The organism is Spirosoma sp. KNUC1025 (assembly GCF_045160025.1).
Taxonomy (GTDB): domain Bacteria; phylum Bacteroidota; class Bacteroidia; order Cytophagales; family Spirosomataceae; genus Spirosoma.
This window is the reverse complement of sequence record NZ_CP087139.1, coordinates 2,889,825-2,915,883: the sequence shown is the minus strand read 5'-3', so window position 1 is coordinate 2,915,883 and position 26,059 is coordinate 2,889,825. Positions and strand designations below refer to the sequence as shown.

24 protein-coding genes are annotated in these 26,059 nt (G+C 50.5%); 11 read left to right on the top strand and 13 right to left on the bottom strand.

Translation table 11 applies throughout. The features are described from left to right. The first annotated feature begins 81 nt into the window (after window positions 1-81). The 9 genes from eat to LN737_RS12615 all read left to right on the top strand — a co-directional run bounded on the left by eat (window position 82) and on the right by LN737_RS12615 (window position 9,736). Window positions 82-1,401, top strand: a complete 1,320-nt coding sequence (gene eat / locus LN737_RS12655; RefSeq protein WP_405519346.1) for an ethanolamine permease — start codon at window positions 82-84, stop codon at window positions 1,399-1,401. 56 nt (window positions 1,402-1,457) lie between these two features. Next, window positions 1,458-2,840 (top strand): ethanolamine ammonia-lyase subunit EutB, encoded by a 1,383-nt coding sequence (locus tag LN737_RS12650; protein ID WP_405519344.1) that lies wholly within the window; start codon window positions 1,458-1,460, stop codon window positions 2,838-2,840. A gap of 82 nt (window positions 2,841-2,922) precedes the next feature. Continuing rightward, complete coding sequence (gene eutC, locus LN737_RS12645; RefSeq protein ID WP_405519342.1) at window positions 2,923-3,684, top strand: ethanolamine ammonia-lyase subunit EutC; 762 nt, start codon at window positions 2,923-2,925, stop codon at window positions 3,682-3,684. A gap of 24 nt (window positions 3,685-3,708) precedes the next feature. Further along, window positions 3,709-4,527, top strand: coding sequence for a helix-turn-helix domain-containing protein (locus LN737_RS12640; protein ID WP_405519340.1), 819 nt, complete (start codon window positions 3,709-3,711; stop codon window positions 4,525-4,527). 92 nt (window positions 4,528-4,619) lie between these two features. After that, entirely contained in the window at window positions 4,620-5,465 is an 846-nt protein-coding gene (locus tag LN737_RS12635) for an AraC family transcriptional regulator (protein WP_405519338.1), read from the top strand. A 79-nt stretch (window positions 5,466-5,544) separates the two neighbouring features. Then, window positions 5,545-6,669: an FAD-dependent monooxygenase gene (locus LN737_RS12630; protein ID WP_405519336.1), complete on the top strand. Its 1,125-nt coding sequence runs from the start codon at window positions 5,545-5,547 to the stop codon at window positions 6,667-6,669. A 110-nt stretch (window positions 6,670-6,779) separates the two neighbouring features. After that, a complete protein-coding gene (locus tag LN737_RS12625; protein ID WP_405519334.1) occupies window positions 6,780-7,910 on the top strand; it encodes an NAD(P)/FAD-dependent oxidoreductase in 1,131 nt (376 codons plus the stop codon). 169 nt (window positions 7,911-8,079) lie between these two features. Continuing rightward, window positions 8,080-8,823 carry a 5'-nucleotidase C-terminal domain-containing protein gene (locus LN737_RS12620; RefSeq protein ID WP_405519332.1) on the top strand — a complete coding sequence of 248 codons (744 nt, stop codon included), beginning with the start codon at window positions 8,080-8,082 and terminating at the stop codon, window positions 8,821-8,823. Continuing rightward, window positions 8,801-9,736 carry a bifunctional UDP-sugar hydrolase/5'-nucleotidase gene (locus tag LN737_RS12615; protein WP_405519330.1) on the top strand — a complete coding sequence of 312 codons (936 nt, stop codon included), beginning with the start codon at window positions 8,801-8,803 and terminating at the stop codon, window positions 9,734-9,736. Before LN737_RS12620 ends, LN737_RS12615 begins: the two co-directional genes overlap by 23 nt. A 115-nt stretch (window positions 9,737-9,851) precedes the next feature. Here LN737_RS12615 and LN737_RS12610 read toward each other — a convergent pair whose 3' ends face one another. Continuing rightward, window positions 9,852-10,235: a hypothetical protein gene (locus tag LN737_RS12610; RefSeq protein WP_405519328.1), complete on the bottom strand. Its 384-nt coding sequence runs from the start codon at window positions 10,233-10,235 to the stop codon at window positions 9,852-9,854. A 42-nt stretch (window positions 10,236-10,277) separates the two neighbouring features. Then, window positions 10,278-10,451, bottom strand: coding sequence for a hypothetical protein (locus LN737_RS12605; RefSeq protein WP_405519327.1), 174 nt, complete (start codon window positions 10,449-10,451; stop codon window positions 10,278-10,280). A 301-nt stretch (window positions 10,452-10,752) separates the two neighbouring features. Between LN737_RS12605 and purQ the strand changes: the two genes are divergently transcribed. After that, window positions 10,753-11,439 (top strand): phosphoribosylformylglycinamidine synthase subunit PurQ, encoded by a 687-nt coding sequence (purQ, locus tag LN737_RS12600; protein ID WP_405519325.1) that lies wholly within the window; start codon window positions 10,753-10,755, stop codon window positions 11,437-11,439. Window positions 11,440-11,600: 161 nt separating this feature from the next. Here purQ and LN737_RS12595 read toward each other — a convergent pair whose 3' ends face one another. The 10 genes from LN737_RS12595 to LN737_RS12550 all read right to left on the bottom strand — a co-directional run bounded on the left by LN737_RS12595 (window position 11,601) and on the right by LN737_RS12550 (window position 23,950). Beyond that, window positions 11,601-13,055: an NAD(P)/FAD-dependent oxidoreductase gene (locus LN737_RS12595; RefSeq protein ID WP_405519323.1), complete on the bottom strand. Its 1,455-nt coding sequence runs from the start codon at window positions 13,053-13,055 to the stop codon at window positions 11,601-11,603. Window positions 13,056-13,122: 67 nt separating this feature from the next. Next, window positions 13,123-14,364, bottom strand: coding sequence for a sulfite dehydrogenase (gene soxC, locus LN737_RS12590; protein WP_405519321.1), 1,242 nt, complete (start codon window positions 14,362-14,364; stop codon window positions 13,123-13,125). 1 nt (window position 14,365) lies between these two features. After that, window positions 14,366-14,956: a c-type cytochrome gene (locus tag LN737_RS12585; protein WP_405519320.1), complete on the bottom strand. Its 591-nt coding sequence runs from the start codon at window positions 14,954-14,956 to the stop codon at window positions 14,366-14,368. A 16-nt stretch (window positions 14,957-14,972) separates the two neighbouring features. After that, window positions 14,973-16,664, bottom strand: coding sequence for a hypothetical protein (locus LN737_RS12580; RefSeq protein ID WP_405519318.1), 1,692 nt, complete (start codon window positions 16,662-16,664; stop codon window positions 14,973-14,975). Between the two features lie 13 nt (window positions 16,665-16,677). Continuing rightward, window positions 16,678-18,024, bottom strand: a complete 1,347-nt coding sequence (locus LN737_RS12575) for a DoxX family protein (RefSeq protein ID WP_405519316.1) — start codon at window positions 18,022-18,024, stop codon at window positions 16,678-16,680. A gap of 168 nt (window positions 18,025-18,192) precedes the next feature. Then, complete coding sequence (locus tag LN737_RS12570) at window positions 18,193-19,080, bottom strand: cyanophycinase (protein ID WP_405519315.1); 888 nt, start codon at window positions 19,078-19,080, stop codon at window positions 18,193-18,195. Window positions 19,081-19,134: 54 nt separating this feature from the next. After that, window positions 19,135-20,478, bottom strand: coding sequence for a RagB/SusD family nutrient uptake outer membrane protein (locus LN737_RS12565; protein WP_405519313.1), 1,344 nt, complete (start codon window positions 20,476-20,478; stop codon window positions 19,135-19,137). Between the two features lie 46 nt (window positions 20,479-20,524). Then, a complete protein-coding gene (locus LN737_RS12560) occupies window positions 20,525-22,555 on the bottom strand; it encodes a SusC/RagA family TonB-linked outer membrane protein (RefSeq protein ID WP_405520395.1) in 2,031 nt (676 codons plus the stop codon). Further along, entirely contained in the window at window positions 22,537-23,523 is a 987-nt protein-coding gene (locus LN737_RS12555) for a TonB-dependent receptor plug domain-containing protein (RefSeq protein WP_405519311.1), read from the bottom strand. The genes LN737_RS12560 and LN737_RS12555 overlap by 19 nt, the downstream gene beginning before the upstream one ends. 139 nt (window positions 23,524-23,662) lie before the next feature. After that, entirely contained in the window at window positions 23,663-23,950 is a 288-nt protein-coding gene (locus LN737_RS12550; protein WP_405519309.1) for a hypothetical protein, read from the bottom strand. Window positions 23,951-24,471: 521 nt separating this feature from the next. Between LN737_RS12550 and LN737_RS12545 the strand changes: the two genes are divergently transcribed. Beyond that, window positions 24,472-25,422, top strand: coding sequence for a PLP-dependent cysteine synthase family protein (locus tag LN737_RS12545; protein ID WP_405519307.1), 951 nt, complete (start codon window positions 24,472-24,474; stop codon window positions 25,420-25,422). Window positions 25,423-25,453: 31 nt separating this feature from the next. On the opposite strand, the gene LN737_RS12540 is transcribed toward LN737_RS12545, so the two are convergent. Next, window positions 25,454-25,969, bottom strand: coding sequence for a GNAT family N-acetyltransferase (locus tag LN737_RS12540; RefSeq protein ID WP_405519306.1), 516 nt, complete (start codon window positions 25,967-25,969; stop codon window positions 25,454-25,456). Window positions 25,970-26,059: the final 90 nt, after the last annotated feature.

Genomic DNA, 26,059 nt, shown 5'->3' with positions numbered 1-26,059 from the left:
GGAAAAGCAGGGGCAGCAATTCACTGTTTCGCACTTTCATTCTTCCGCTCATTCATTCTTTCGCTCTTTCACTCATTACACATGACTGATAAGCAACCTGAATTAAAAAAAGCGTTAAGGCCCGTTCATTTGTGGGCTATTGGGGTTGGCCTGGTCATATCAGGCGAATATTTTGGCTGGAACTACGGCTGGGGTGTGGCTGGCACCGTTGGGCTGCTCATTGCTGCGCTGATTATCACCGTCCTATACTTTACATTTATTTTTAGCTTCACCGAACTGACCACAGCGATTCCGAACGCAGGTGGCCCCTTTGCCTACGCATTTCAGGCATTTGGTCCGGTCGGTGCGCTCATTGCGGGTTATGCCACCGTCATCGAATTTCTGTTTGCCACACCGGCTATTGCGCTGGCCCTTGGCAGCTACGTTCATTTTTTGTATCCGTCCATACCGGTTGTTTTGTGTTCGGTGCTCTCCTTTGCCGTTTTCACGCTGATCAACCTGCTGGGCATACAGGAAGCCGCCTGGTTCTCGCTGATTATGACACTGATAGCCATTGGTGAACTGCTGCTGTTTATGGGTGTTGTGTTTCCGCACACCAGCCTCGATACGTTTCTGCATAATCCGATGCCGTTTGGCTGGAGTGGTGTTTTTGCCGCCTTGCCGTTTGCGATCTGGCTCTTTGTGTGTCTGGAAGGCGTAGCGATGGTGGCCGAAGAGGTGAAAGACGAAAAAAATGCGATTGCCAAAGGCTACATTTCGGCAGTATCGACCATTGCCTTTCTGGCGCTTACGGTTATGGTCAGTGTAGGGGGCATCACAAACTGGGAGAATCTGGACCATATGGATTACCCCATGCCCGAAGCCGTTGCGATTGTGCTGGGTCGACAGAATCCGCTGACCAAATTCTTTGCCAGTGTTGGCCTGTTCGGGCTGATTGCTTCGTTTCATGGCATTATCATCAGCTATTCCCGGCAGATTTTTGCGCTGGCACGTAGTGGGTATTTGCCGCATGTGCTGTCGACGGTTAGTCCGAAGCGGCAGGTACCGTACTGGGCACTGCTGGCTGGTGCTCTCTTCGGCATCGTGGCGCTCGTACTGCTGGATACCAGCAAACTGGTTGTTCTTTCGACAATCGGGGCGGTGGTGGTTTATATCATCAGTATGCTGGCCCTGTTCCGGCTCCGGCAAACCCACCCAACCATGCCGCGCTCCTTCAAAGCCCCTTTCTATCCTGTTTTTCCGGCCATTGCCTTATTTCTGGCGGTTGTTGCATTAGCCGCAATGATTTACTTTTATGGATGGTTAAGTCTTCTGTTTTTCGGCGGACTGGTTATCGTAGCAGGTTTGTTTTACGTAACAGGTCAGTACAAAAGAGTATGCAGGAATGGCAGGCTGACGTAACTGTTTAGTAGCGTAGCGTCGGGTTTAAGAACCCGACACCACTTAATTAACTGTCTATGGCCTATCACTGTACAATTGGGGGCTTCACGTATCGCTTCAACGATCTGAAACAACTACTGGCCAAAGCCAGTCCGTTACGTTCGGGCGATACGCTGGCTGGCTTAACGGCCGAGAGCTACGAAGAGCGGATAGCCGCCCAGATGTGTCTGGCTGATCTGCCATTGACCCAGTTTCTGACAGAAGCCGTCATTCCCTACGAAACCGACGATGTTACGCGACTGATTATCGACACGCACAACAAAAACGCGTTTGCGCCCATTAGTCATTTTACCGTTGGCGACCTGCGCGACTGGCTGTTGAGCGATGAAGCGGATACAAGTACGTTGCGACAACTGGCACCCGGTTTGACGCCCGAAATGGTAGCTGCGGTCTCGAAACTGATGCGAAATCAGGATTTGATTCTGGTGGCTAAAAAGTGCGAAGTCGTCACCCGATTTCGGAATACGATAGGGCTGGCCGGGCATCTTTCCGTTCGGCTCCAGCCTAACCATCCGGTCGATGATGCCAAAGGAATAGCTGCCAGCATGATCGATGGGCTGCTCTACGGCAGTGGTGACGCCATGATCGGCATCAACCCGGCAACCGATAGTCCGACCGCTACGTCGCGTCTGCTGCACATGATTGACGATATACGCGAGCGCTTTGCGATTCCGACGCAGAGTTGTGTATTGAGCCACATAACCACTACGTTGCAGTTGATTGAGCAGAAAGCCCCCGTTGATCTGGTATTTCAGTCGATTGCCGGAACGGAAAAAGCCAACGCCAGTTTTGGGGTGAGCCTGTCGCTCCTGCAGGAAGCCTACGATGCGGGTTTATCGCTGAAACGCGGTACCGTTGGCCATAACATTATGTATTTTGAAACCGGTCAGGGTAGCGCGCTGTCGTCAGGTGCCAATCACGACGTTGATCAGCAAACCTGCGAAGTACGAGCCTATGCTGTTGCCCGCCATTACAAGCCGTTTCTGGTCAACTCCGTCGTCGGGTTTATTGGTCCAGAGTATCTGTTCGATGGCAAGCAGATTATTCGGGCCGGACTCGAAGATCACTTCTGCGGGAAAATAATGGGGCTGCCGATGGGAATGGATATTTGCTACACCAACCACGCGCAGGCCGATCAGGACGACATGGATACGTTGTTGACACTGCTGGGCGTGGCCGGTATCAACTTTATCATGGGTGTACCGGGTGCCGACGATATCATGCTGAATTACCAGTCCACGTCCTTCCATGATGCTCTCTACTTACGTCGTGTGCTTGGCTTGCGGCCAGCCCCCGAATTTGAGGAGTGGCTGCTGCGCCAGGGCATAATGGATGCACAGGGTTATCGACTGTCGGATGGTGCAGAAAAGAAATTTTATACAGCCTTATTGCCCGCGTGAGGTGGCTAGGTGTCAGGAGCGAGGTGCTGGGCGCATGGAGCCAGTCTCCCAGCACCTCGCTCCACACTCCCCGCAAAAAAAGATGAGCGAGTTAAAAAAAACAGGTGTCGACTCCGACGAATGGGAGATGCTAAAAGCTTATACGAACGCCCGCATCGCGCTCGGACGTACCGGCGTGTCGATTCCGCTCCGCGAATCCCTTCAGTTTAAGCTCGCTCATGCCCACGCCAAAGATGCCGTGTATTCGCAACTGAATTGCGAAGAATTACAGGCCATTTTAGCCATCAGTAACGTACCGATATATACCGTCCGCAGCAGAGCGACAAACCGCGATACGTACCTCCAACGACCCGATTTAGGTCGTTTGCTAGACGACCCCTCGGTTGAAAAGCTGCAGCAGATCGCGGGGCTGCCCGCTGATATTAGCCTCATCATAGCCGACGGTCTTTCGGCAACGGCAGTCATGCAAAACGCTGGGCTGGTGGTTAATCCGCTCGTCGGGAAACTGCAGCAGGCCGGTTATTCACTGGCACCCATCATTCTGGTTGAGCAGGGGCGTGTGGCCATCATGGATGCTATTGGCGGACTGTTACGTTCCAGACTAGCCATTATTCTGATCGGCGAGCGGCCGGGACTGAGTTCGTTCGATAGCATGGGAGCCTACATAACGTTTGCGCCCCAACCTGGTCTCACCGACGAGCGCCGGAACTGCATTTCCAACATCCGCCAACAGGGACTATCACCCGATCTGGCCGTTGACAAACTGATGTATCTAATCCAGTCGGCGTTCCGTATGCAGATAACTGGCGTTGCTCTGAAGGATAATGACGGCCTGCTTGATTAATGTTCTCATAGCTTATCTTTCCTCATGCAGCATCAAGAATTTGAATCTCCTGACGAGCTACGGGATGCGATAAAGTGCTTTTGGTACGATAAACGAGACGTAGGGGACCAGCAAGTGAGTTTTGACGTAGTACCTGATGGCTACGCTGAACTAATTTTTCATTTCGGAAGCCTCTGGAGCCTTTCTGATAACGGAACCCTGAAGCCATTGCCTTCGCCGTTTTTGATGGGACTACTCAATCAGCCTGCCGTATTTTACACGAACAACCGTTTAGAAATCATTGGTATCCGATGCTTCCCCTGGACCGTATTCGATTTGCTCGGCCTGACGTCTGGCAAAGACGGGGTTCGTATCGTTGAGCATCCGATTGCCCAGCTTCAACCCGCTTTGGATGAGTTGGTCCGGGCTGGCCGAATCGAGGAAGCGATAGCTCAGGTAAAACAGTATTTCCTGAAGGCAAGGGCGGGGATTGCTACCGACAGTATGCTATTCAAAGCGGGCGTAGTTATGCGGGAAGCGGCCGGAACGATGCCGGTAAGCGAGGTAGCAGCCGCTGCTCATGCGACAGTACGTACACTGGAACGGAAGTTCAGGCAATCGTCTGGTCATACGGTTAAAGATGTGTCGGCCCTGATTCGCTTTGAGCAGGTACGCAATCAGTTATGGAGTAATCCGGATTCCAGCCTTGCCGGTTTAGCGCATGAGCTGGGCTACACGGATCAATCGCACCTGAGCCGGGAATTTAAACGTTACAGCGGCACTACGCCAGCGGCTTTTGCGCGAAATGCAAAGAAAGGAAAACAGATTGTCCCCACGGATTTTGTTACGTTTATACATACCTGACGCTGAGGCATTTCAGAATCTTCCGGTTTACTTAGTCAATAGGAAACGAAATAGATCGTGCATAAAAAAAGACATCCATTCCTATAAATAGAATGACTGACGAGTTCGGTGGGGATATTTCCATTGAACGAATACATATCAATAGTTCACCCATTGCGGACAAAGCATCGCTGTCCTTTTTTGAAGAAGCGAAACAATCACATCGGCATGACCGCCACTCATTTTTCGTGCTCGAAAGCGGGACAGTTCACATTGATATTGATTTTCAATCGTATAAAATTGATTCCCCAACGGTCATATACATGCATCCGGATCAAGTACATCGTACAACAGCATTTGATAACGTGACCGTCAGCAGTTTGGCAATAAACAATGAAAATCTACACCCTGAATACCTGAAACTACTGGAAGAAATTACACCCACAAAACCATTATTATTAACAAACGAAACGTTTTCCATTCTTACGGAAACGGTATCGCTTTGCCTTAAATTTTCGGAACGCAAAAGCGAAAAACTATATCATTCCTTATTAAAAGATAGCTGCAATGCCTGGGTCGCATTAGTCCTCTCCCAATTCCTGGAACAATCGAAACCAGCGGATAAACTTTCACGATTTGAAAGTATCACCAAAGCCTTCCGAGAAATGCTGGAACATCAGTATGCAACTGTCAAACGCCCCGCAGGGTATGCTCAAAAACTGAATATATCTACCCCTTATCTGAACGAATGCGTCAAAAGCACAACCGGTTATTCCGTTTCACATCACATACAGCAGCGTGTAATTTTAGAAGCCAAACGATTACTTTATTATTCTGATAAGTCGGTCAAGGAAATAGCTACGGTGTTAGGGTATGATGATTACCCTTATTTTTCACGGCTGTTTACCAAAGTCACGGGAATGACGGCGCTGGCTTTCCGGAACAGAAACCTCGATTAGTCCAATACTTACTTTGTATTGCCGTTTCCCGGCCCCACCCTGCGATGTTCCTTTGCCTCATCAAATGAACTCGTATACAATGGAATCAATAAACGACAAAAACGTACTCGTTTCGGGTGCAAGCATAGCCGGACTGTCAACCGCTTACTGGCTGAACAAAATTGGTTATAAGGTAACTGTTGTCGAAATAGCAAACGAACCTCGAATCAACGGGGCCGCTGTCGATCTGCGTGGAGATACCGTAGACATTGTTAAGCGCATGGAGGTTTTTGAGCAACTGAAAGCGAACAGATTACATGTAGACAAAGTAGAATTTAAGAATGCCGACGATGTTACGGAAGGCTCAATTTGGCTGAACAGCGACGATGCGGAAAGTCCTCATGACGACATTGAAATTGAACGGGATAAATTTATCCGTATCCTGTTTGATGAATTAAAAAATGACGTTGAATTTATTTTCAATGACAGCATCGCAGCGTTAAACGAAACACAAGACGCGATCAACGTCACTTTTAAAACTGGCTTATTACGTCCCTTTGATCTGGTGTTCGGCTGCGACGGTATTCACTCGGGTGTACGGAAAATCTGGTTTGGTCACGAAACGGAATACAACCATTTTCTTGAAGCTTATTTTTCGCTGACGATCGTAAATAAATTGCTGATAAACGAAAAAACAATGCAAATGTATAATGTGCCCGGCAAGGCCATTACACTAAATGCGTACAACAATAAGACTGATATTATTTTTTGTTTCCTTTCAGAAAAAGAAATTCCGTACGATTATCGTAATGAGGAGCAGCAACGAAAAATTATTCTGGAGCAGTTTGCCGGACAAAGCTGGCGAACCCCGGAATTACTGGAAGAAGTGCAGCAAACGAAAAATTTCTACTTCGATAAATTCTGTCAGATAAAAATGCCGACGTGGACCAAAGGCAGAGTGGCGCTGGTGGGCGATGCAGGCTATTGCGCTTCACCCGCTGCGGGCATGGGCGCGTCGTTGTCGATGAAAGGAGCGGCAACCGTAGCCGATGCTTTACAGAAACACAAGGGAAATTTTGACTTGGCGTTTCGGGATTACAACCAGAATCTGCGCTCTTTTATTGAGGAAATTCAGGCCACCGCTGAATTAAACATAAGAGAAAATTTCATTCCAAGAACCGAAGCAGACATTCGCAAACGCAATTCACAGGCAATAGCCTTTTAGCCATTGACGTAACGAGAGGATAAGTTGCAGGCAATGATTTTGTCGTGTTTATACAAGCCTGACGCTGGCGCATTCCGGAATTTTGCATCGTAATCAACCCATGCAAACTCATGTTACTTCACCGTAAAAAGGTAGCCATCATTGGTGCAGGCCCCGTTGGTCTGACTATGGCAAGGCTATTACAGCAGAATGGAATCGACGTAACCGTTTATGAACGAGACAAAGACGCACAGACAAGAATTTCAGGTGGTCCGCTCGACCTGCATAAAGGTTCAGGGCAGGACGTCATGAAAAAAGCGGGCCTATTGGAACGCTACTACGAAATGGCGTTACCCATGGGAAGAACCGTGGCAGACGAACAAGGCAACGTACTGTTCTCTAAAAAGCCCACTCCCGACGATCAGTTTGACAATCCGGAGATAAACAGAAACGATTTAAGGCGATTACTGCTCGACAGTTTAACGAGCGGTACGGTTGTCTGGGACAGGAAATTTACGGGACTTGACGTACAGAACGGAAAATGGCTGTTGCAGTTTGACAATGGCGAGGATGCAACCGCAGATCTTGTGATTGGTGCCAATGGGGGAATCTCTAAGGCCAGAAAATACGTTACGGATGCCGAAATTGAATACACCGGAACGCTTATTATTCAGGGTGAAGTACAGCAGCCCGAAACGACTTGTCCAGAATTTTACCAACTGTGCGACGATACCATATTGATGACCGCGGGCAACGGCAATTTATTGGTGGCGAACCCCAGGAATGGGAACCTGTTGAGCTACGGCGTAACGTTCAGAAAACCCGACGAATGGGATCAGGAAAATGGGTTAAATGTTCAGAATACAGACAGCATTATTATGTTCCTTTTGGATCGATTCCCGGATTGGGATGAACGTTACAAACAATTATTCCGCGCTACGTCTGCTTTTGTTATATGGCCGACGCGAAAAATTCCGGTGGATAAACCCTGGAAAACGACTCGACCGTTGCCTATAACCCTCATTGGCGATGCCGCCCATATAATGCCGCCCTTTGCTGGCCAGGGTGTGAATATCGGACTGGTAGATGCATTGATTTTGTCGGATAACCTAACGAATGGGGCATTTGAAACCATTGACGCTGCGATCGACGATTATGAACAAAAAATGATTGTTTATGCAGCTGAAGCACAACTTGAAACCAGCCGGAACGAAATAGCGATGTTTCGTCCCGACTTTTCTTTCCAGAAAAGATTTAGCTAATGAGTGACGTAACGGTTACGCCGGGAAATTATCTTGATGGTCACTGATTCTCTCAGGCTTGGTGTTGGCTGTAAGGATGCGCAGTTTGAGGGTTACAGGGCCTTTTTCAGCGGCATCTAATGATTTGTTAATACACCATTGCCAAGAGTTTCCGAACTTGCAGCTACGTATGAGAAAACATCTAGTTTGGCTGGCTCTTGCCAGTATGTGGGCCTGCACCCCCTCCGGCTATCACCTTACCAACCGAACGGCGAAACGGATTGGTGTCGATTCCGTTGCGGCCGCTGCCGACAGTAGTGTAGCTAACTTCCTGATTCCTTACCGGCAGGGTGTCGATAAAAGCATGAGTGAGGTGCTCACTACGTCTACCGGCCCAATCGAAAAAGGTTTGCCCGATGCACCCCTCAACGACCTGCTGACTGATGCCTTGCTTAAACAGGCATCGCAGCGATACGGTAAACCCATCGACTGCGCGCATTTGAACTATGGCGGCATCCGGGATAATCTACCCAAAGGAAATATTACCATCGGCTCCGTTTTCGAGGTCATGCCGTTTGATAACCAGCTGGTGGTGCTAACTATGACCGGTAGCATGCTGCAACAATTCTTAAATCACTTTGCCAGCGGTCATGGCCTGGTGGTCGGTGGCATTCGGCTGAAAATCCATGATAAGCAGGTGCAGTCTGTTACGTTCGCCAATGGCCGAACACTCCAGCCAAACGAAACGTATACCGTCGCACTCAGCGATTACATTGCCAATGGCGGAGACAGCGCAGATTTTCTGAGCAATGCCGTTAAGCGAGAAAATATGAACTACCTTATCCGCGATGCTCTGATTGATTATTTCCGGCAACAGGGCAAAACCGGGCAGCCCCTAACACCAGCTTCCGATGGACGCATCAGCATCGAATAGACGTCAGTTTCTGAAATTTCTTGGCACAGCCGCTGTAGTAGGCTCAGTAGCCCCCGACCTGTTTGCCCAGACAGCTGTGGTTGCCCGGCAAAAAAATACGTCGATAACCATTCTGCATACCAACGATGTGCACAGCCGACTCGACCCGTTTCCGATGGACGGCAGCCGCAATGCGGGAAAAGGCGGGGTGGCTCGCCGGGCTACGCTTATCCGGCAAATCCGGCAGGAGCAACCAAATGTGCTTCTGTTCGATGCGGGCGATATTTTTCAGGGAACACCCTATTTCAACCTGTACAAAGGTGAACCTGAAATTCTGGCCATGAACCGGCTCGGCTACGATGCGGGTACGATTGGCAACCACGATTTCGATGGTGGTATCGATAACATGGTGACGCAATTCGGCAAAGCCAGTTTCCCGCTGTTGATTGCGAATTACGACTTCAAAAACACGGTGATGGATGGCAAAACCATGCCGTATAAAATTTTCGACAAAGATGGTATTCGCATCGGTGTTTTCGGACTGGGCATTCAGCCGGCCGGGTTGATTCCCAAAGAAGCGTACAAGGAAATGAAATACCTCGACCCCATCGAACGGGGTAACGATACGGCAGCGCAGTTACGCACCGACAAAAAATGCGATTATGTTATCTGTTTATCGCACCTCGGATTCAAATACAATGATGCGACGGTTTCCGATAACGTACTGGCGTCCAAAAGCCGGAACATCGACCTCATTATTGGCGGCCATACACATACGTTTCTGGATGCGCCCGTAGCCGTCAACAATCTGGATGGACAGCCCGTCTGGATCAATCAGGTGGGTTTCGCCGGTATCAATCTCGGCCGGTTAGACCTGGCGTTCGAACGGGGCAAAGCGGTTTCCAGTACGGGCAAATCAATGAACGTGCAATAAACGAGAAAGGTCACCCCCCTGCCCCTGAAGGGGAGTGCGCTGGGACTAGATTGCTCCCCCTTCAGGGGGCAGGGGGTGACCTTTCTCGCTGGTACGCTTGTCAGGGACGCTGTAGTTATAAAACCTGCGTCTCTAAACCTGCCCTGCGGTCATCCGTTTCTTCATTAACGGGTTTATGGCTGGTTCGTACAACGATGGCCAGCAACGTCCAGGCAATCAGGGTATAGCCGTTTGAGAGCGCAAACCCAACGGCTGGCAGGGTGAACGTGAGTAATATGGTTAGCGGAAGCCACAGCCCACATAGCAGCGGTACGTAGCGTTTCCATCCAGTGAGCCGGCCGGCCCGAACAACGGCAATACCCACGCCAAGCATAACCACATTACTGATCGGCCAGAACGAATCCAGAAAGTAATAGAGCCACGTATTATGGTTGGGCAGTATTATTTCATAGACGTTCCAGATGTCGGCCAGGACCAGCGATACGAGGCTTACCGCCATAATGATACGTCCGAACCGGTCATTACCCGCAGCGCCAATCCGTTACAACCCAACAATGCTACAGAGCCAGCCGGAGATGTAAAGCAGGTCGAGAAAGCCACTGAGTGAATCCGTTATATACAGATGTGTATCCGGGTCTGGTACGTGGATATACGTATTGATACATAAAAAGGGCGCGCCAATCAGGGCTACCGTACCGAGTGATTTATTGTTCATTCGTGTGGCTTATGTGGTCAGAAAGAGGGTGATGTATTTTGACTGATCCAGGCATTTGTCCATCATTTTTCAGACCAATCGATAACGTAACAAAATAAACAGGTTAATCTGCGCCTATAAACAGGCAAGTTACTGAGCGGTAATTCTTTATGTTTTAGTGGTAATAGACGGTGTTTGAATCGTATAAGTACGTTCTGACCTGTTATCTTTGCCTATCACTAACGAGTTGAAGAGCGGATCGGCAAAAGCTCAGTTAACAGATCGCTCGTTCACTCATTCACACTTTCGCTTTTTCACGTCTATGAAATTTGGCGTTGTTGTTTTTCCCGGTTCAAACTGCGATCAGGACGCAGTGGATGTTCTCGAATTGATGGACCAGCAGGTCGTAAAACTCTGGCATAAAGATCATGACCTGCAGGGTTGCGATTTCATTATTCTGCCTGGCGGCTTCTCCTATGGCGACTATCTGCGTACGGGAGCTGTAGCGAGATTCTCCCCTATTATGAACGAAGTCGTTGCACACGCCAATCGGGGTGGTTATCTGATGGGTATCTGCAACGGATTTCAGATTCTGGCCGAAGCCCGGCTAGTACCGGGTGTTCTGCTTCAGAATAGCAGCCAGAAATACGTTTGTAAAAATATATATCTGAAGCCCGAATCGAAGGATGCACTGCTAACCGCAGGTCTGGACAAATCAGCCTATAAAATTCCCATTGCCCATGGCGACGGTCGTTATTTCGCGGATGCCGATACGTTGAAGGCGCTGAACGACAACGATCAGGTATTGTTCCGCTACTGCGACGAGAATGGCGATATTACCGAACTCGCTAATCCAAACGGTAGTCTGGAAAATATCGCCGGGATAACCAACCGGGAGAAAAACGTTTTTGGTATGATGCCTCACCCCGAACGAGCTTCCGACGTTGCTCTTGGCAACACCGATGGGCGGCTTATTCTGGAGCAAATGCTCAAAGCGGTGCTGGTGTAGGATTGCTTTTGCCCATACATGCCGTAAACGGCAGGGTGCTACGTTACCTCCGGCCCCCTGAAGGGGGAGTTCGCTGAGACTGGATTGCTCCCCTTCAGGGGCCGGGGGTAAACAAACCCGTAACAACGTACTAGCCAGAGAATACAGAAGTTTTCTATTGATCAGGTTGTCGCCAGCTCAATCGGAACGGGGAGCCCGAATCCATCACTTAACGCGGTTCGGGCCGCATGGTATCCACACATCCCGTGAACGCCCCCGCCCGGCGGTGTAGATGATGAGCAAATAAAAATTCCCGGTGCCGACGTTTTGTAAGGAGATAAACTCAGTACAGGTCGGGTATAGAGTTGGGTGATATCGAGAATACCCCCGTTGATATCGCCCCCGATATAGTTAGGGTTATACGCTTCCATCTGCACGGCGTTCATGGTATGACGCGCCAGAATCCGGTCGCGAAAACCGGGGGCAAATCGCTCGATCTGGCGTTCAATGGCCTCGGTCCGGTCAAGCCCGGAGCCATTCGGTACGTGGCAGTAGGCCCAGGCCGTTTGTTTGCCATCCGGTGCACGTGACGAATCAAACAGGCTTTGCTGCGCCAGTAATATAAACGGCTTGTCGGGGTGCTTCCCGGTCGATGTATCCTGCTCAGCCTGAACGATTTCGTCGAACGTACCGCCAATATGTACCGTACCCGCCTGCCGACATTCGGGCGCGGTAAATGGAATCGGGCCATCCAGTGCCCAGTCGATTTTAAAAACCCCCATACCATACCGGTACCGTTCCAACTGCGTTCGATACAGCGACGAAAACCGTTCACCAGCAATGCTGAGTAATTGTTTGGGCGTTACGTCAAACAGGACCACTTTAGAAGAAGGAATATCCTTTAGCGACCTCACAAGCCGACCCGTTTCTATCGTCCCGCCTATCGCCTGAAAGTACGAGGCTAATGCGTTGGCAATTGATTGCGAGCCTCCTTTCGGAACAGGCCAACCGTATAAATGCCCTGCCGTCATCAGCACCAGAGCAATGGCCGATGTCGTCAGGTTTGTAAGCGGCTGAATGGCGTGAGCAGCCATCCCACCCAGCAAACTACGAGCTTCCTGACTTTTAAATCGCTTTACCAATTGCGTAGCGGGAAGCAGGGCGTCAAGCCCGAAGCTGGCCATATCGATCGGATGCCGGGGGAAACGTAACGGTCCGAGGATATCAGGAGCCATACCCGGCCAATGCCTGACCAGCGGCTCAAATACCGAGCGATACGTCTGACTATCAATACCCAGTGAATCAGCAGTTTCAGCCAGCGACGACCGAAGCACAGCCGCCGTACCATTATCAAGCGGATGGGCACACAATACGGGCGGATTGATAAACTCCAGTCCATGGTCAGCGAGCGGCAGCGTCCGGAAAAATGGAGACCCAACGGCCATCGGATGAATGGCGGAACAAACGTCATGCACAAAACCGGGCTGGGTCAGTTCGGCGGAACGAAGCCCCCCGCCGATGGTTTCTTTCGCTTCCAGCACCAGCACCGAAAGTCCGGCCCGCTGCATCGTAATGGCGGCACTGAGTCCATTGGGCCCGGAGCCAACAACGACAGCATCGTAATCTGTTTTAGCCATCTATTCGGTACGAATGAAAAGTAATTCTGTAACAACGTATGGATTCCTAACCGTTCCTGGTCGGTTGTCAGGTTTCGGATTTATGGAGAACATTGCCATCGGGCTTGATTAGCCAGGCGGTAATCGGGTTGAAATGGTAGCCAGCGTTTCCGCTGCCCCGCGCGTCGAACAACTGCCTGAGAGTCGGCTGTGTGTAATTCGTTTCATCCGTAACGCGGCTCATAATTTCGGTTTCGTCACCTTTCCACTGCCACAAATACCGAAACTGTGTATGCGCTTTATCCAGAACAGGCTCCTGTAACTGAGCCATTTGCCAGCTTTTTCCGGCGTCTGTACTGACTTCCACCCGAACCACTTTACCGCGCCCGCTCCAGGCAAGGCCACGAATCTCGATCCAGCCTTTTTCAACTTTCTTTGGATAAGCCGGGAACGTAATAATCGACCGGGCGTCAATATCGAAGCTGAACTGGCGGTAGTTTCCGTCTTTAATCGGTTCGGTGTATTTCGAGGTTTCTTCGCGGGTCATAAAGGGCTGGTCGGATAATTCAATACGCCGAAGCCACTTTACGGACGTATTTCCTTCCCATCCGGGTAGAAACAACCGTATCGGGTAACCCTGTTCGGGACGTAGCGATTCGCCGTTCTGCGCATAGGCAACTATAGCATCATCCCAGCCTTTTTTGATGGGAATACTCCGCGTCATGACCGCAGCATCAGACCCTTCGGCCAGAAACCACGTAGCGGTGGGTTTAACGCCCGCTTCCCGAAACAAGGTCGAGAGCTTAACGCCTGTCCATTCACTCTGACTGGTAAGCCCGCAAATATCCTGCGGACTCATGGTTTCTTTTCCAGACCGGAAATTGCCCGAACATTCCAGAAAAGCAATGCGAGAAACCGACGGAAATCGCTTTAACTCTGCAACCGTAAAAATTAACGGCTTCTCGACCATTCCATGTATGAGCAGTTCATGTTTGGCCGGATCAATAACCGGAACGCCCGCGTGGTGCCGTTCGAAATGCAGATCAGAGGGCGTAATGATTCCGTAAAAATCCTGTAGGGGCGAACGGGATGAAATATCGGATGGCTTTTTAACTATTTTTTCAAAGGAGGATCGCGTTCCTACTTCGCCAGCCAACGTACCGATTCTTTTTGTCGGGTCGTCCAGTTCGTTAACTGAAATACCTTCCTGAACGGTTTTTCCGGAAGCCGTCTGCACAATGGCAACAGCCGCTGTAACCGCTCCACCCAACATCGAACGACGGGAAATCTTACTGGTAAACTGCTCGACAATAACAGGCTTTCGTTTCATTTCACTTGATTTCCGGTCCGCCTTTCCGGTCGTCCGGAACAAACAATTTTTTGGCAGGCATCACTACGTTTGGCAAGGTCTGGGCGGTCAGAATCGTTTTTTCGTCAATAATTCCGTTGGCATTCAGTAGGTACGCTGTCAGGTGATAGACTTCTTCGTTGGTGAGTGAGCCGGGGGCACTAAACGGCATGGCCCGACGAATGTAATCGAACACCGTAGTAGCATAAGGCCAGTAATTACCGATTGTTTTTTCCGGACGTTTCTTCGTCGCATCGGCTGTTGTCACCAGCGAGCCGTTGGGGCCGCCAATGCCCCCAGCACCATGACAAGCCGCGCATTTCTGAGCGAAAATAGCTTTTCCGGTAGTGGGTCGCCCTTCGCCAGCAGGTAACCCTTTTCCATCGGGCCGAACATCAATATCGAGCCGGGCAATGTCGGCCTGCGTAGCGGGTCGTCCGAAGCCAAATCGGGTTGGTAACGTATCTACGTTGGCTACGAAGGCAGGCAAACGCGTTTCGCCTTTCGCCTGAAAACAACTGTCCAGGGTAGTCAGCACTAAAACACATAGCAGCCCGGCACTGTATTTATTCATGCTCCGTCGATAGTGACTAGTATGATCCGGCATTCAACGTACTTTTCGAGAGCGCATACGGCCGATTGACCCGATCAAGCACCACATAGATCGAATCTTTATTCTCGTTAACGCCCGTCAAAACAACATGCGAGCCATCGGTCGTCTGGTAATTCAGAACCATGCGCTTCCGTTTGCCATCTTCCTGACGAGCTTCCGATTTGATACCTTTTGTTCGTCGGGTGGTGCGGGCGATGGCCTCAATTTTTGTGTTTTCCGGCCCAATATTCGCCAGGGCTGCTGCCGGAATCCAGTTATCCGCTGCTCCATCCGATTTACCCCTGCGTTTTGTATTTTCCCGGTTTCGTTTGGGCGCTGCCGCTCCTTCACCTTCACCCCCTTCTCCTCTACGTCCGTCAGATGGGCGGTATTTATCCTGAAGATACAACACATGATTTACCGGGTCGGCATCATAATAAAACACGCGCTGACCGCCCGCTACGCCGGTTAGCTCAAATGTTCGGTTAAGGTCGCGCATAGGCGAACCACCCCCATTCGACAGATCAAGCGGCACTGGGCGATTCACCTTAAACGTCAGTGTCGACCAGTTTTCAAACGTTGCTTCCTGCCAGCGAACCGAATCCAGCGGTGCATAAGGGATAGCTTTGTTGTTCAGTCTAAACTCCGTTACGTTGTAATTTCCGCGCAACTCCCGAACCCCTTTCTGAGCAGGCTGTTTGTAAGGATCGTAACGAAAGTTAAGGTATTGAATCCAGAAGAGCAACACCAGAAAAATACCGATGGTTGCGGTTTTCAGGCTGATACGGGCCACTTGCTGCCAGCCTCTAAACGTCGGGTAAAAATAGGCCGGAATGGTAAACTGCTCACGGATCAGCAGGTTATACAAATCCCGGACGTAATACACGAGCAGAAAACCCGATAGCAGCACGAAATACGAACTGTATCCATGCACCCCGCCATCGTAAGCCAGATTAACGTACACAATGTCGGCCAGAGCGCCAAAGAGCAGCACTGAACCCCAGAAGGTTGTAGCCCGGAAGAATAACAATGCCCCGGCCAGCACTTCGACAACACCCGTGAAAACTTCATACCAGGGTACAATCCCGATGGATAGCCAGTAGATTTTCTGCGCTGTCAGATCACCGAAATTGGTGTTTAACAACCCCAGCGATGGATACGGTAATTGGGTAGGCATCAGTTTGGTAAATCCAAAACCGATAATGCCAATGCCCGCCCGGTAACGTACCACCACCCGAAGCCAGTAATAAAGCAGGTTATAATTGCGGGGTTCGGCTTTTCGGATGCGTACAATGGCCGTCCAGACCAGACCTAGCGCCGTCGAAACGAGCAGAATAAATACCCATTCGCCATAGCCCATCCACGAAGGCCACCAGGTTGCCCGGCCGAGAATATTGGGTTGAAAACGGGCTACGTCGTACAGATCGCGGTAATGCAGGTGCAGCCAATCGAGCGAGAAGGCATTTTTGTACCAGCTCGCACTGGTCGGCAACGACATGACAATGAAGAAAATAAAGGCAATGCGAAAAAGGATTTTCTGTCCACCAGTCCAGTCATGATACCGTTTGATCGTTCCGGCCGAATTGCCGTTCGTAGATGTCTGTTTTTCAGCTACGTAGGTATCGACCAGTTCTTCGGGCGAAACCAGCCCTAAGTCCAACCGTTCGGGATTGATATTCGGATGTGTCATTGTTACGTAGTGGTTAGAGTTTTAGCGTACCCCGACGACCCGCTTTGGCAGCCTCGTTGAGAAGGTATTTTTTGTTGAGTTTATGAAGCACTACATAAACCGAATCCCGGTTTTCGTTGAGCCCCGACAGCGTAATCTGGCGCCCTCCCGACTGATCGTAGTGAAGACGTAGTGTTTCGTTCGGGTAATTCGGATTGCGATTTTTCAGCGTCAGCACGTGTTGGGCCGAATCAATCTGGTAGCTGTAATAATGTCGTCCTGCCGAACCGGCCTGCTCGTAGGTGCGGTCAGTATCGGCGGTATGGATTTGCTCCGTATTTGTGCGATCAAGTATAACGGGCCGGTTTGATTTGATGCTGATCGTGTTCCAGGTCTCAAATACAACGTCCTGCCAGCGAACCGAATCCGTCTTCGAATAAGGCAGGGTTTTGTCGGCCAGTTTAAATTCGGCTACATCATACAGACCAGCGGCTCCAGTCAGACCGGGTGTTTTCGGGAATTGGTACGGACCGGTTTTGTAAGCAGCATAGGTTTTATAGCCATACAGGAATACGGCGAAAAAGAGAAAGGCACTTTTTAGCGCGAGTCGACCGTAACGCTGCCAGGCTTCTGTCAGGACGGGTTTAAAGCGATTGGGGGCAGCTGGCTGTTCGAGAGAAACCAGCCGGAACAAGCGAACGGCGTCGTAGGCAAACAAAAACAGTGCGAACGTAATGAGCAGAAAACTATAGACATACTCCCCGCCTTCGTAGGCCAGGTTCGACATGAACACATTGCCCAGAAAGGGAATGATTATCAGGGTTCCGATGGAGGTGGTTTTGCGGTTGAGCAGCAACAGTCCGCCCAGAATTTCGACCAGCCCCAGAAAGGATTCGTACGAGGGGACGATGCCTAAACTCAGCGAAAACAGTTTCCAGGCCGTAAAATCACCATAAGGCGTATTCAGGTTGCTGATGGACGGAAGCGGGGCCTGCAGCGGAAACAATTTGATGAACCCATAAGCGATAATGCCAATTGCCAGACGGTAACGTAGCACAACGCGCAGCCAGTAATACAGCTCTGGATAATTCGTCCGTTTTTGATCGCGAAGCGTCCAGACAATAGTACCAACCAGCGCAATAATTGCCACAACAGCCCAGTTCGCAAACGTATCGACTGGGCCGAAAAAATGAGGGGCGTAGTGCGATAAGTCGAACAGGTCACGGTAGTAAAAAGCGCCCCAGTCAATTGTGAATAGGTCGTGATAGAACCGCCCACTGAGTGGAACGGCCTGAATCAGAAAATAGAGGAAGGCAAAGCGAAAAGCAGTCCGTTCAGCTCTCGACCAGGCGGGTGATTGAGCAGATTCAACGTTGGGCATTGTGGCTACCATTATTAGTCAAAATCTATAGAATTAGTATTTATTTAGGCTTAGAAACGGGCAGTAACTGCTGCACTGAGTTAGCTGTTTACCCCCGGCCCCCTGAAGAGGGAGCAATCCAGTTCCAGCGCACTCCCTCTCCAGGGGCCGGGGGTAATGCAACGTTGTTTACTTAGCCGGTTCGTTGGGCCGTTGAGGCTGCTGATTGATTACTTTTCGCGTTTTCAGATCGAATTTTTGCCCTTTGCCCAGAAAATAGAATGGTCCACCGGTGCTGTTTTGTCCCGATGGGTACTTGGCGCTGCTGGCAATCTGGTTCGCTTCGTAAATGCCTACGTAAGAGTTGCCGATAACCTCGAACGTATTCTGCTGTACCACAATGGCAGTGCTTTCGTCTATGGCGATTCCGAGTAATTCGGGGCGTGTTTTGATTACGTCAACCAGGTCGAATTGACGGTTCCGACGCAAAAAGTGCTGATCGATTGTTACGTTGTGAATGAAATCCAGTCCCTGCGTGTGATCGCCTACCATAATGGAATTGCCTTTGGTGTCGCCCCGAACCATAAACGAACCTAGAATCGTAGCCCCTGCCGACGTACCACCAATGGCGCCACCGCGCTGCAGAACGGCCTTAAACTCCTTGTGAGCCAGTGTGTTCAGGTATGAATCCGCCAGGCGCCAGTGCCGTCCGCCCACAAACCAGACACCCGTGGCGTTACGTATTGGCGCTACAAAAGACTCCTGATTCGCTACTTTTGGATCACGTGTGTGCAGAACGGTAATGTTTTTAACGCCCAGACTCACCAGTTTTTCCTTCTCACGCGGTGCATTCATAGCTGAGGAATCTTCACCCGCCGTTGGAATAATGATGATGTTGGCCGCGCTTGCTCCACCGGCCAGTTCAACGAACCGATTCCAGATTTCGGGTCCCATTGCACCGCCACCGACAATCACTAAAGCGCCTTTTTCAGGACCAACGGTTTGTGACGTTTGAGCGTGGACCAGACCCGTAAGCAGCCACAAAACGAGAAACGGGAGAACAACTTGCTTTTTCATTTCAGTAGTTTGGTTATCAGCTAGTCAGCCTATCCTGACCGACCCTATACGAAGTTAATACCCTGGATTCTGAGTGAGCGCCTTATCCGCCAGGATTTCGCTGTTTGGAATGGGAAATACGTATTTGCTGGCATCCGTAATGCCCAGAACGGCAGCTACCCGACCCGTACGGACCAGATTGAACCAGCGGTCGGCCTCAAAAGGAAACTCAACCTGCCGCTCGGCTTCGATAGCCAGCAACAACGCTTCTTTTGTAGCAGCCTGTGAGAGCGGTACGCCCGCCCGGTCACGAACAGCGTTCAGGTCGGCCAGAGCCGTCGCCGTTTTCCCCAGCTGCGCACGCGCTTCGGCCCGTATCAGGTACAATTCAGCCATGCGGATTACGTAAGCCGGATCGGTGCCGAGTGGCGTGCGATAATACAGCTTTCCGTACCACAGATTTCCCGGAGGGGCAGTCTGCCCAATCAACTCTTTCCGGTTTCCGCCTACGTTCGGATCGTTGAGCAACGCGACGAGCTTATCGTTCGGAGCCCACTCGCGACGCCCGCTGAGCGCTGGTGGCAACCACCAGTTATAATTCCCATTTTTGAACGAATTGGTATAAGCGATTTCAAAAACAGATTCCGGTGTAGCCGCAGCGTTGTTGGCAAAGAAAGCACTATATGGTTTCGCCAGCTTGTAGTTCGTTACGTCGTCGATGAGTTTACTGGCGTACGCGTCGGCCTGGTCCCACTCCTGCCGGTAAAGGTGATACCGGGCACGTAACGCCCAGACCGTTTTCCGGGTTATTTTATTCCGATTGGTCGTAGCGCCCAGCAAGGGTTCAGCTGCCGTTAAATCTTTCAGCACCTGCGCATAGGTATCCTCCACACTACTCCGCGAAATTCCCGTATTGTCAGACGACGTATGGGTTGGGTTCAGGATCAACTGCACACCGCCCCAGCCACGTACCAGATCAAAATACGACAACGCCCGGATGGTGTACGCTTCACCCTGAATCTGGTTTTTACGATCAGCCGTCAGCTGTGGGTCTTTCAGCGCCGGAACGGCTTCCAGCAAATAGTTTGCCTGCAAGATGGTCCGGTAGATGGCTGCCCAGGCTGAACCTACGTAGCTGTTATCGGCCGTCAGTTTGCGGGACGTAATTTCCTGAGGAGCCCCCTGCGATCCTGTCCATTGAATATCGCCACCGGACAGATACGACAGCGACTGAAAGTTAGAACCATAGTAGCCATCGCTACCCAGCCGATTATACAACCCGTTCACGGCGGCTTCGGCCGTACTGGCATTCGTAATGGCCTGTGATTCATCGACCTGCAACTCAGGCTGCACATCTAAAAAGCGTTGGCAACCCGTTAGCAGCAGAATAAAAGGAACTAGTTTAAGGCTATTTTTCATAATGGACTATTGCGACGAACCCGAAGGTCCAGATCAAATAACTTCGTTAGAGGGTTAGGTTAAGGCCAAACTGAGCCGTGCGTGGCTGAGGGGGTGTGCCCAGATCGTAACCCTGCGTTGTAGGATCGCCCGTTACGTTTACTTCGGGATCAGGTCCTTGATAGTTGCTCAGCAGCCACAGATTTGACCCACTGTAATAAACCCGCGCCGAAGCGATTCCAATCTTGCGTAAAACAGCTTTCGGGATCGTGTAGCCAAACACAAGCGAGTTCAGGCGAATGAATGATCCATCTTCCACAAAGCGACTGATGGGGCTCAGGTTGTAGTTGTTGCCCAGCGTTGTTACCCGTGGTACGTCGGTAATGTCACCTTCTTTCTGCCAGCGCTTCAGCTGGTTTTTGTTGATAGCCCGCCGGTCATCGCGCGTCCCTCCCGACTCATGGAAGAATCGGTTGTTGTTAAAGACTTTGTTGCCGTAGCTGAAATTGAAGAAGACCGACAGATCGAAGCCTTTGTACGCGAACGTATTGTTCAGGCCGCCAAAAAACTTGGGTAAGGCACTGCCGTAAAACTGCTTGTCGGCTACGGTAATCTTGCCGTCTTTATTGACATCCTCGTAAACCGCATCGCCCGTTTTCGGATCGACGTAGAGTTGTTTGTAGACGTAGAACGCATGGAACGACTGGCCCTGCGCCATGCGTTCGGTCGCGTAGCTGGCATCCACCGGAATAGAAAGTTTCTCGATCCGGTTTACGTTACCAGCAATGTTAAAGCTGGTATTCCACTGAAATCCCGGCTTGCTGATGTTCAGGGAGTTGATGGCAAATTCGAGTCCCCGGTTGCTGATTTCGCCGTCGTTCCGGTAAATGCTGGCAAATCCTGAACTCTGGGCCAGGGGTACCTGAAGCAGCAGATCATACGTGTATTTCGAATAGGCGTTGATTTCCAGACCAATCCGATTGTTCAGTAAGCCCACATTCAGTCCCACGTTGGTCTGGCGGGTCGTTTCCCATTTCAGCTCAGGGTTCGCCAACTGCACAGGCACCGTGCCGGGGTTGTCCAGGTAGTTATTGCCACCACCCCACAAACCGCGGGATGCGTAATTGCCAATGCCATTCTGGTTTCCTGTCCATCCGACGCTGGCCCGGATTTTCAGGTCGCTCAGAAAGCCAACATCCCGAAGAAAATTCTCCTGCTTCAATTGCCACGCGACACCAGCCGATGGGAAATACCCCCAGCGATGTCCCACGGCAAACTTTGACGAGGCATCGGCCCGCAGACTGGCTTCGAAGAAGTATTTTTTCGCGAAATTGTAATCGACCCGCCCGAAGAACGAGACCAGATTATACTGATTGCGGTTTGAGGACGACGTAGTGACGGATGCGGAAGCGATCTGCTTAAAGGCATCCGAAGGGAAATTGGTACCCTGCGCCAATGTCTGCGTTGATACGTTCCCCTGAAACGTATTCCCAACCAAAGCACCAAAGCTATGCTGCGAACCAAACGTCTGACGGTACGAAAGGGTTTGTTCGTTAATCCAGATCGTGTTCTTGCTCACGCTCGATGTTGCCAGTCCTTTGCTCGCGCTGCCCCGGTTGGTCAGGGTATTCCAGTACTCATATTCGTTGTAGTCGTTATAATCCAGACTCCAGCTACTACGGAGTTTAAGCCCCTGAATAATATCATACTCCCCGTAAATATTACCGATATACCGGGTACTGGTCGAGTGCATGTCCGTGTTGTTGATCAGCACATCCAGATTATCGAAACCCGCCCATTTCGCATACGTACCGTCGGTGTTGAACTTGGGGAGATACGTAGGTGTATGTAAAGCCGCCTGTAAAATCCCGCCTTGTGGTCCATCCCCAACACGTGCATTTGTCCGGTTCGATTGTGAGAAGATATTACTGGTTCCAATCCGGATTTTGTCGGTAATATCCTGATCCAGATTGAGTTTGAAGCTGGCCCGGGAGAAATCGTTGGTACGTAACGTGGCCTGCTGGCTGGTATACCCACCGCCCAGATAGAAACGGGTCTGTTTGGTCCCGCCCGACACCGCTACGTCGTAGTTTTGCAGTGCTCCGGTGCGAAAAATGTCGTGTAGCCGGTCATACGTGGGTTGTTCCTCCGGCAGCCCGCGCCCCCTTCCGAAACCGGTCGGAATGGCCGCGTAGCGGGTGATTTTCCATCATTAATCCAGGCTTCGTTGATAATGGTTGCGTGCTCGGGGCCGGTAACCAGATCCCAGAGTTTAGGTGCCCACGCCTGCCCGACCGACGCATTCAGCGTAACTTTTGTTTTGCTGTTGTAAGCGCCCCGTTTGGTTGTGATCAACACCACCCCGTTGGCAGCCCGAGCCCCGTAGATTGCTGTTGCCTCCGCATCTTTCAGAATCGAAATCGACTCAATATCAGCAGGATTGATATCGGCCAGTGGATTATTGGATTGTCCCTGCGTTGTGATCTTTTGCAGCGACTGGTTGTTCACAAACACGCCATCGACTACGTAGAGCGGGTCGTTGCTGGCGTTGATCGAAGTTGTTCCCCGAATGCGGAAGAAAATGCCATCGCCTGGTACGCCCGTGTTGGCAGCAACCTGCACCCCGGCAGCACGTCCCTGCAACTGTTGATCGAAACTGGCAACCGGACGGTTTTTGATCTCGTCGGCATTGACCTGCGTAACAGAGCCGACCAGATTCTTACGGTCCTGGGTGCCGTAGCCAACCACCACCACTTCGTTGAGTTGAGAAGCCGATTCCTTTAACGTAATGTCGAGTTGGTTTTTCGATCCGACCGTTGTGCGGATTGTTTGATACCCAATGGCCGAAATCACTAGTTCATCTCCTGTACGGGCATCCAGGCTAAACTGCCCATTGGCATCGGTCGACGCTCCTTTTACCTGATCCTTCAGGACCACATTAGCTCCCGGCAGCGGTTCGCCATTATCGGTGCGAACAGTACCGGATATGCGTGACACGTTGGATTGTGCCAGCATCCATCCGCAAGAGAGTAGCCAGACAACTCCTGCAAATAAAAGTTTTTGCATTACTTTGTATTGGTTATGTGAAAAATAAGGCTCTGACAAGCCTTGTTGTTAGCCAGCCGGAACGGTTGCCGCCGTTTCGGCTTTTTCATGGATGTGTGAATCAGTTGCCGCTGACAAACACACCCTGATACTCATTTTGTTACGATTTAATTTCCCGTACACTCACGATCCCCAGTACCGACTGTAGACGCTGTACAAGAAACCCCGTCTGCCGATTTTCCTCCCGCATTCGAACCGTCAGTACGCCATATGCCTGCACACCATCGGCTTCAAAACAAAGCGCCCGAATGCTGTATGAATCGTCCTGGGGTACTATTGCTGCTATATCACTGACAAAACTCAGCCGATCAAATCCCTCGATCTGATACGTCACATGGGTGATACGTCCATTTAAGTCAGCCGAAGCCAATCGTGTTGATGATTTCATCGTGTATACTGGATGGATTTCATGAAGAATGTAAACTCAGAAGACTTTCATATATAACCTATTGATTTAATAGTTTAATAAACAATCCGTTTGCCTTTACTTAATACAATTACAAAACCAGGGTATAGGAATTAGTACGATAAATCAGGCCGGACAACAAACTTTGTCAACAGCACCAGGGAATGATTGCTACGAATCGACTCATCCCATTTCGTTCGGAAGGATGGCCGTTACTACGTACGGAAGGTTGCTGCTGTTCTGTGTTCATGGTTGCAAACGTTGATGACCCAATCGATAATCTTGTTGTTTGGTCGGCAAAGTTGAATACTCAATTTTATTTTTCCAAAAAATTATAAAAAAATGATTATCAAGTAATTAGCTAATAGTCTATCGGGAATTAGGACTTTTAAGACACGTTAGTTGCGTAGCATGCGATCGAATTAAAGCGAGGAAATTAGCGGGTAACGTACTGATTTATACATTTTTGACAGGTAATTTTAGGCGTAACGAAAACTCATATTATGACGTACCAAACTACCCGCCTGGCGGCTACAACGCTTGAGGCTATCGGTCATACCCCTCTTGTCAGGCTAAATAAAGTAGTCAGACCAAACAGTGCGGACCTGTACGTCAAACTGGAATATTACAATCCGACCGGTTCGTATAAAGACCGGATGGCGCTGGCTATGATCGAAGAAGCCGAGCGCAGCGGGGCATTACAGCCCGGTATGACCGTGGTTGAGTGTACGGGAGGCAGCACCGGAACGTCGCTGGCCTTTGTATGTGCCGTGAAAGGGTATAGATTTGAGGTAGTCACGTCCGACGCATTCGCGAAAGAAAAGCTTCAGAGCATGGGCGCATTTGGCGCCGAACTAGTCATTGTACCGAGCAAAGACGGCAAAATTACGCCCGACCTTATTCCAACTATGCGCGAACGCGCCCGGCAGATGGCCCAGCGCCCCAATGCGTACTTTACCGACCAGATCAACAATCCTAACTCGAAGAAAGGATATCGCCGAATTGGTGAAGAGATTCTGGAGCAACTCAACCGACCTATAGATGCTTTCTGCGGGGGCATTGGTACGGCTGGAATGCTGATGGGTGTATCATCCGCTCTCCGATCGGCAGGCCAGTCGTCCCGGATCATCGCGCTTGAACCGGCCTCGGCTCCTTTACTTTCTAAAGGTGAGGCTGGCCCCCATCGGGTGGAAGGGATAGCCATCGGCATAGTGCCGCCCCTACTGGATAAAGCTCTTTACGATGAAGCCCGTACCGTCGAGGAGGCTGAGGCTCGTGAAATGGCGCGTCGGCTGGCACGGGAGGAAGGTATTTTTGCCGGTATTTCGAGTGGGTTAAACATTGCAGCTGCTGTTGAGCTGGCACAGGAACTCGGTCCCGGACGTACCGTCGTTACAGTTGCCTGCGATTCGGGTATGAAGTACCTGGCGGGCGATCTGTTCAGCATGCACTAACCAGATAATCAGGCGATTCCCAGGAGCACACTTACACTACTTTTTCCATGACAATAAATTCCAGTGGCTGTTTGGGCAGGCCAAATCGCGGATCGTCGGGGAAGGGCTGCTTCTCTCCCGTAGCACGATAGCCACGCCGTTCGTACCAGGCAATCAGTTCGTGGCGAACCGTTATAACCGTCATCGTAATCGCCCGATATTGCTTCTCAATGGCAATCTGTTCCGCAGCCGCCAGCAAGCGTTTACCAATGCCATTGGCCTGGGCATCCGGCGAAACTGTCAACATGCCCAGGTATAGATTTTGGCCCTTCTTTTCCAGCGAAACGCAGCCTACTAACTGACCCGCTTCTTCGTATTTCAGAATCGTTACGTTCGGATTTTGCAGCATAGCCTGAAGACCCGCTTCATCGGTTCGGATGCCACCGAGTAAATCGGCTTCGCTTGTCCAGCCTTTTTTTGAGCTTTCGCCCCGATAAGCGCTATTGACCAATACGTTTAAATCAGGTACGTCCTGTTCAGTAGCGGAAGAAATAGAAATTAGCGTCATTAGGTAAAATTGTCATTGGTCATTTCACTTCGCTGTCATTGGGCACTGGTCATTAGTTAATAGTCACTATTACTGGCAGCCAATGACCAA

Excerpts from the sequence above, each read along its gene's own strand:
- LN737_RS12615 (WP_405519330.1), top strand. The coding sequence starts at position 8,801 with ATGGACGCATCAGCATCGAATAGACGTCAGTTTCTGAAATTTCTTGGC.
- LN737_RS12580 (WP_405519318.1), bottom strand. The coding sequence starts at position 16,664 with ATGACACATCCGAATATCAATCCCGAACGGTTGGACTTAGGGCTGGTT.
- eat (WP_405519346.1), top strand. The coding sequence starts at position 82 with ATGACTGATAAGCAACCTGAATTAAAAAAAGCGTTAAGGCCCGTTCAT.
- LN737_RS12585 (WP_405519320.1), bottom strand. The coding sequence starts at position 14,956 with ATGAATAAATACAGTGCCGGGCTGCTATGTGTTTTAGTGCTGACTACC.
- LN737_RS12605 (WP_405519327.1), bottom strand. The coding sequence starts at position 10,451 with ATGAACAATAAATCACTCGGTACGGTAGCCCTGATTGGCGCGCCCTTT.
- LN737_RS12595 (WP_405519323.1), bottom strand. The coding sequence starts at position 13,055 with ATGGCTAAAACAGATTACGATGCTGTCGTTGTTGGCTCCGGGCCCAAT.
- LN737_RS12550 (WP_405519309.1), bottom strand. The coding sequence starts at position 23,950 with ATGAAATCATCAACACGATTGGCTTCGGCTGACTTAAATGGACGTATC.
- eutC (WP_405519342.1), top strand. The coding sequence starts at position 2,923 with ATGAGCGAGTTAAAAAAAACAGGTGTCGACTCCGACGAATGGGAGATG.
- LN737_RS12630 (WP_405519336.1), top strand. The coding sequence starts at position 5,545 with ATGGAATCAATAAACGACAAAAACGTACTCGTTTCGGGTGCAAGCATA.
- purQ (WP_405519325.1), top strand. The coding sequence starts at position 10,753 with ATGAAATTTGGCGTTGTTGTTTTTCCCGGTTCAAACTGCGATCAGGAC.
- soxC (WP_405519321.1), bottom strand. The coding sequence starts at position 14,364 with ATGAAACGAAAGCCTGTTATTGTCGAGCAGTTTACCAGTAAGATTTCC.
- LN737_RS12570 (WP_405519315.1), bottom strand. The coding sequence starts at position 19,080 with ATGAAAAAGCAAGTTGTTCTCCCGTTTCTCGTTTTGTGGCTGCTTACG.
- LN737_RS12575 (WP_405519316.1), bottom strand. The coding sequence starts at position 18,024 with ATGCCCAACGTTGAATCTGCTCAATCACCCGCCTGGTCGAGAGCTGAA.
- LN737_RS12620 (WP_405519332.1), top strand. The coding sequence starts at position 8,080 with ATGAGAAAACATCTAGTTTGGCTGGCTCTTGCCAGTATGTGGGCCTGC.
- LN737_RS12640 (WP_405519340.1), top strand. The coding sequence starts at position 3,709 with ATGCAGCATCAAGAATTTGAATCTCCTGACGAGCTACGGGATGCGATA.
- LN737_RS12625 (WP_405519334.1), top strand. The coding sequence starts at position 6,780 with ATGTTACTTCACCGTAAAAAGGTAGCCATCATTGGTGCAGGCCCCGTT.
- LN737_RS12610 (WP_405519328.1), bottom strand. The coding sequence starts at position 10,235 with ATGGCGGTAAGCCTCGTATCGCTGGTCCTGGCCGACATCTGGAACGTC.
- LN737_RS12565 (WP_405519313.1), bottom strand. The coding sequence starts at position 20,478 with ATGAAAAATAGCCTTAAACTAGTTCCTTTTATTCTGCTGCTAACGGGT.
- LN737_RS12545 (WP_405519307.1), top strand. The coding sequence starts at position 24,472 with ATGACGTACCAAACTACCCGCCTGGCGGCTACAACGCTTGAGGCTATC.
- LN737_RS12540 (WP_405519306.1), bottom strand. The coding sequence starts at position 25,969 with ATGACGCTAATTTCTATTTCTTCCGCTACTGAACAGGACGTACCTGAT.
- LN737_RS12555 (WP_405519311.1), bottom strand. The coding sequence starts at position 23,523 with ATGCAAAAACTTTTATTTGCAGGAGTTGTCTGGCTACTCTCTTGCGGA.
- LN737_RS12650 (WP_405519344.1), top strand. The coding sequence starts at position 1,458 with ATGGCCTATCACTGTACAATTGGGGGCTTCACGTATCGCTTCAACGAT.
- LN737_RS12635 (WP_405519338.1), top strand. The coding sequence starts at position 4,620 with ATGACTGACGAGTTCGGTGGGGATATTTCCATTGAACGAATACATATC.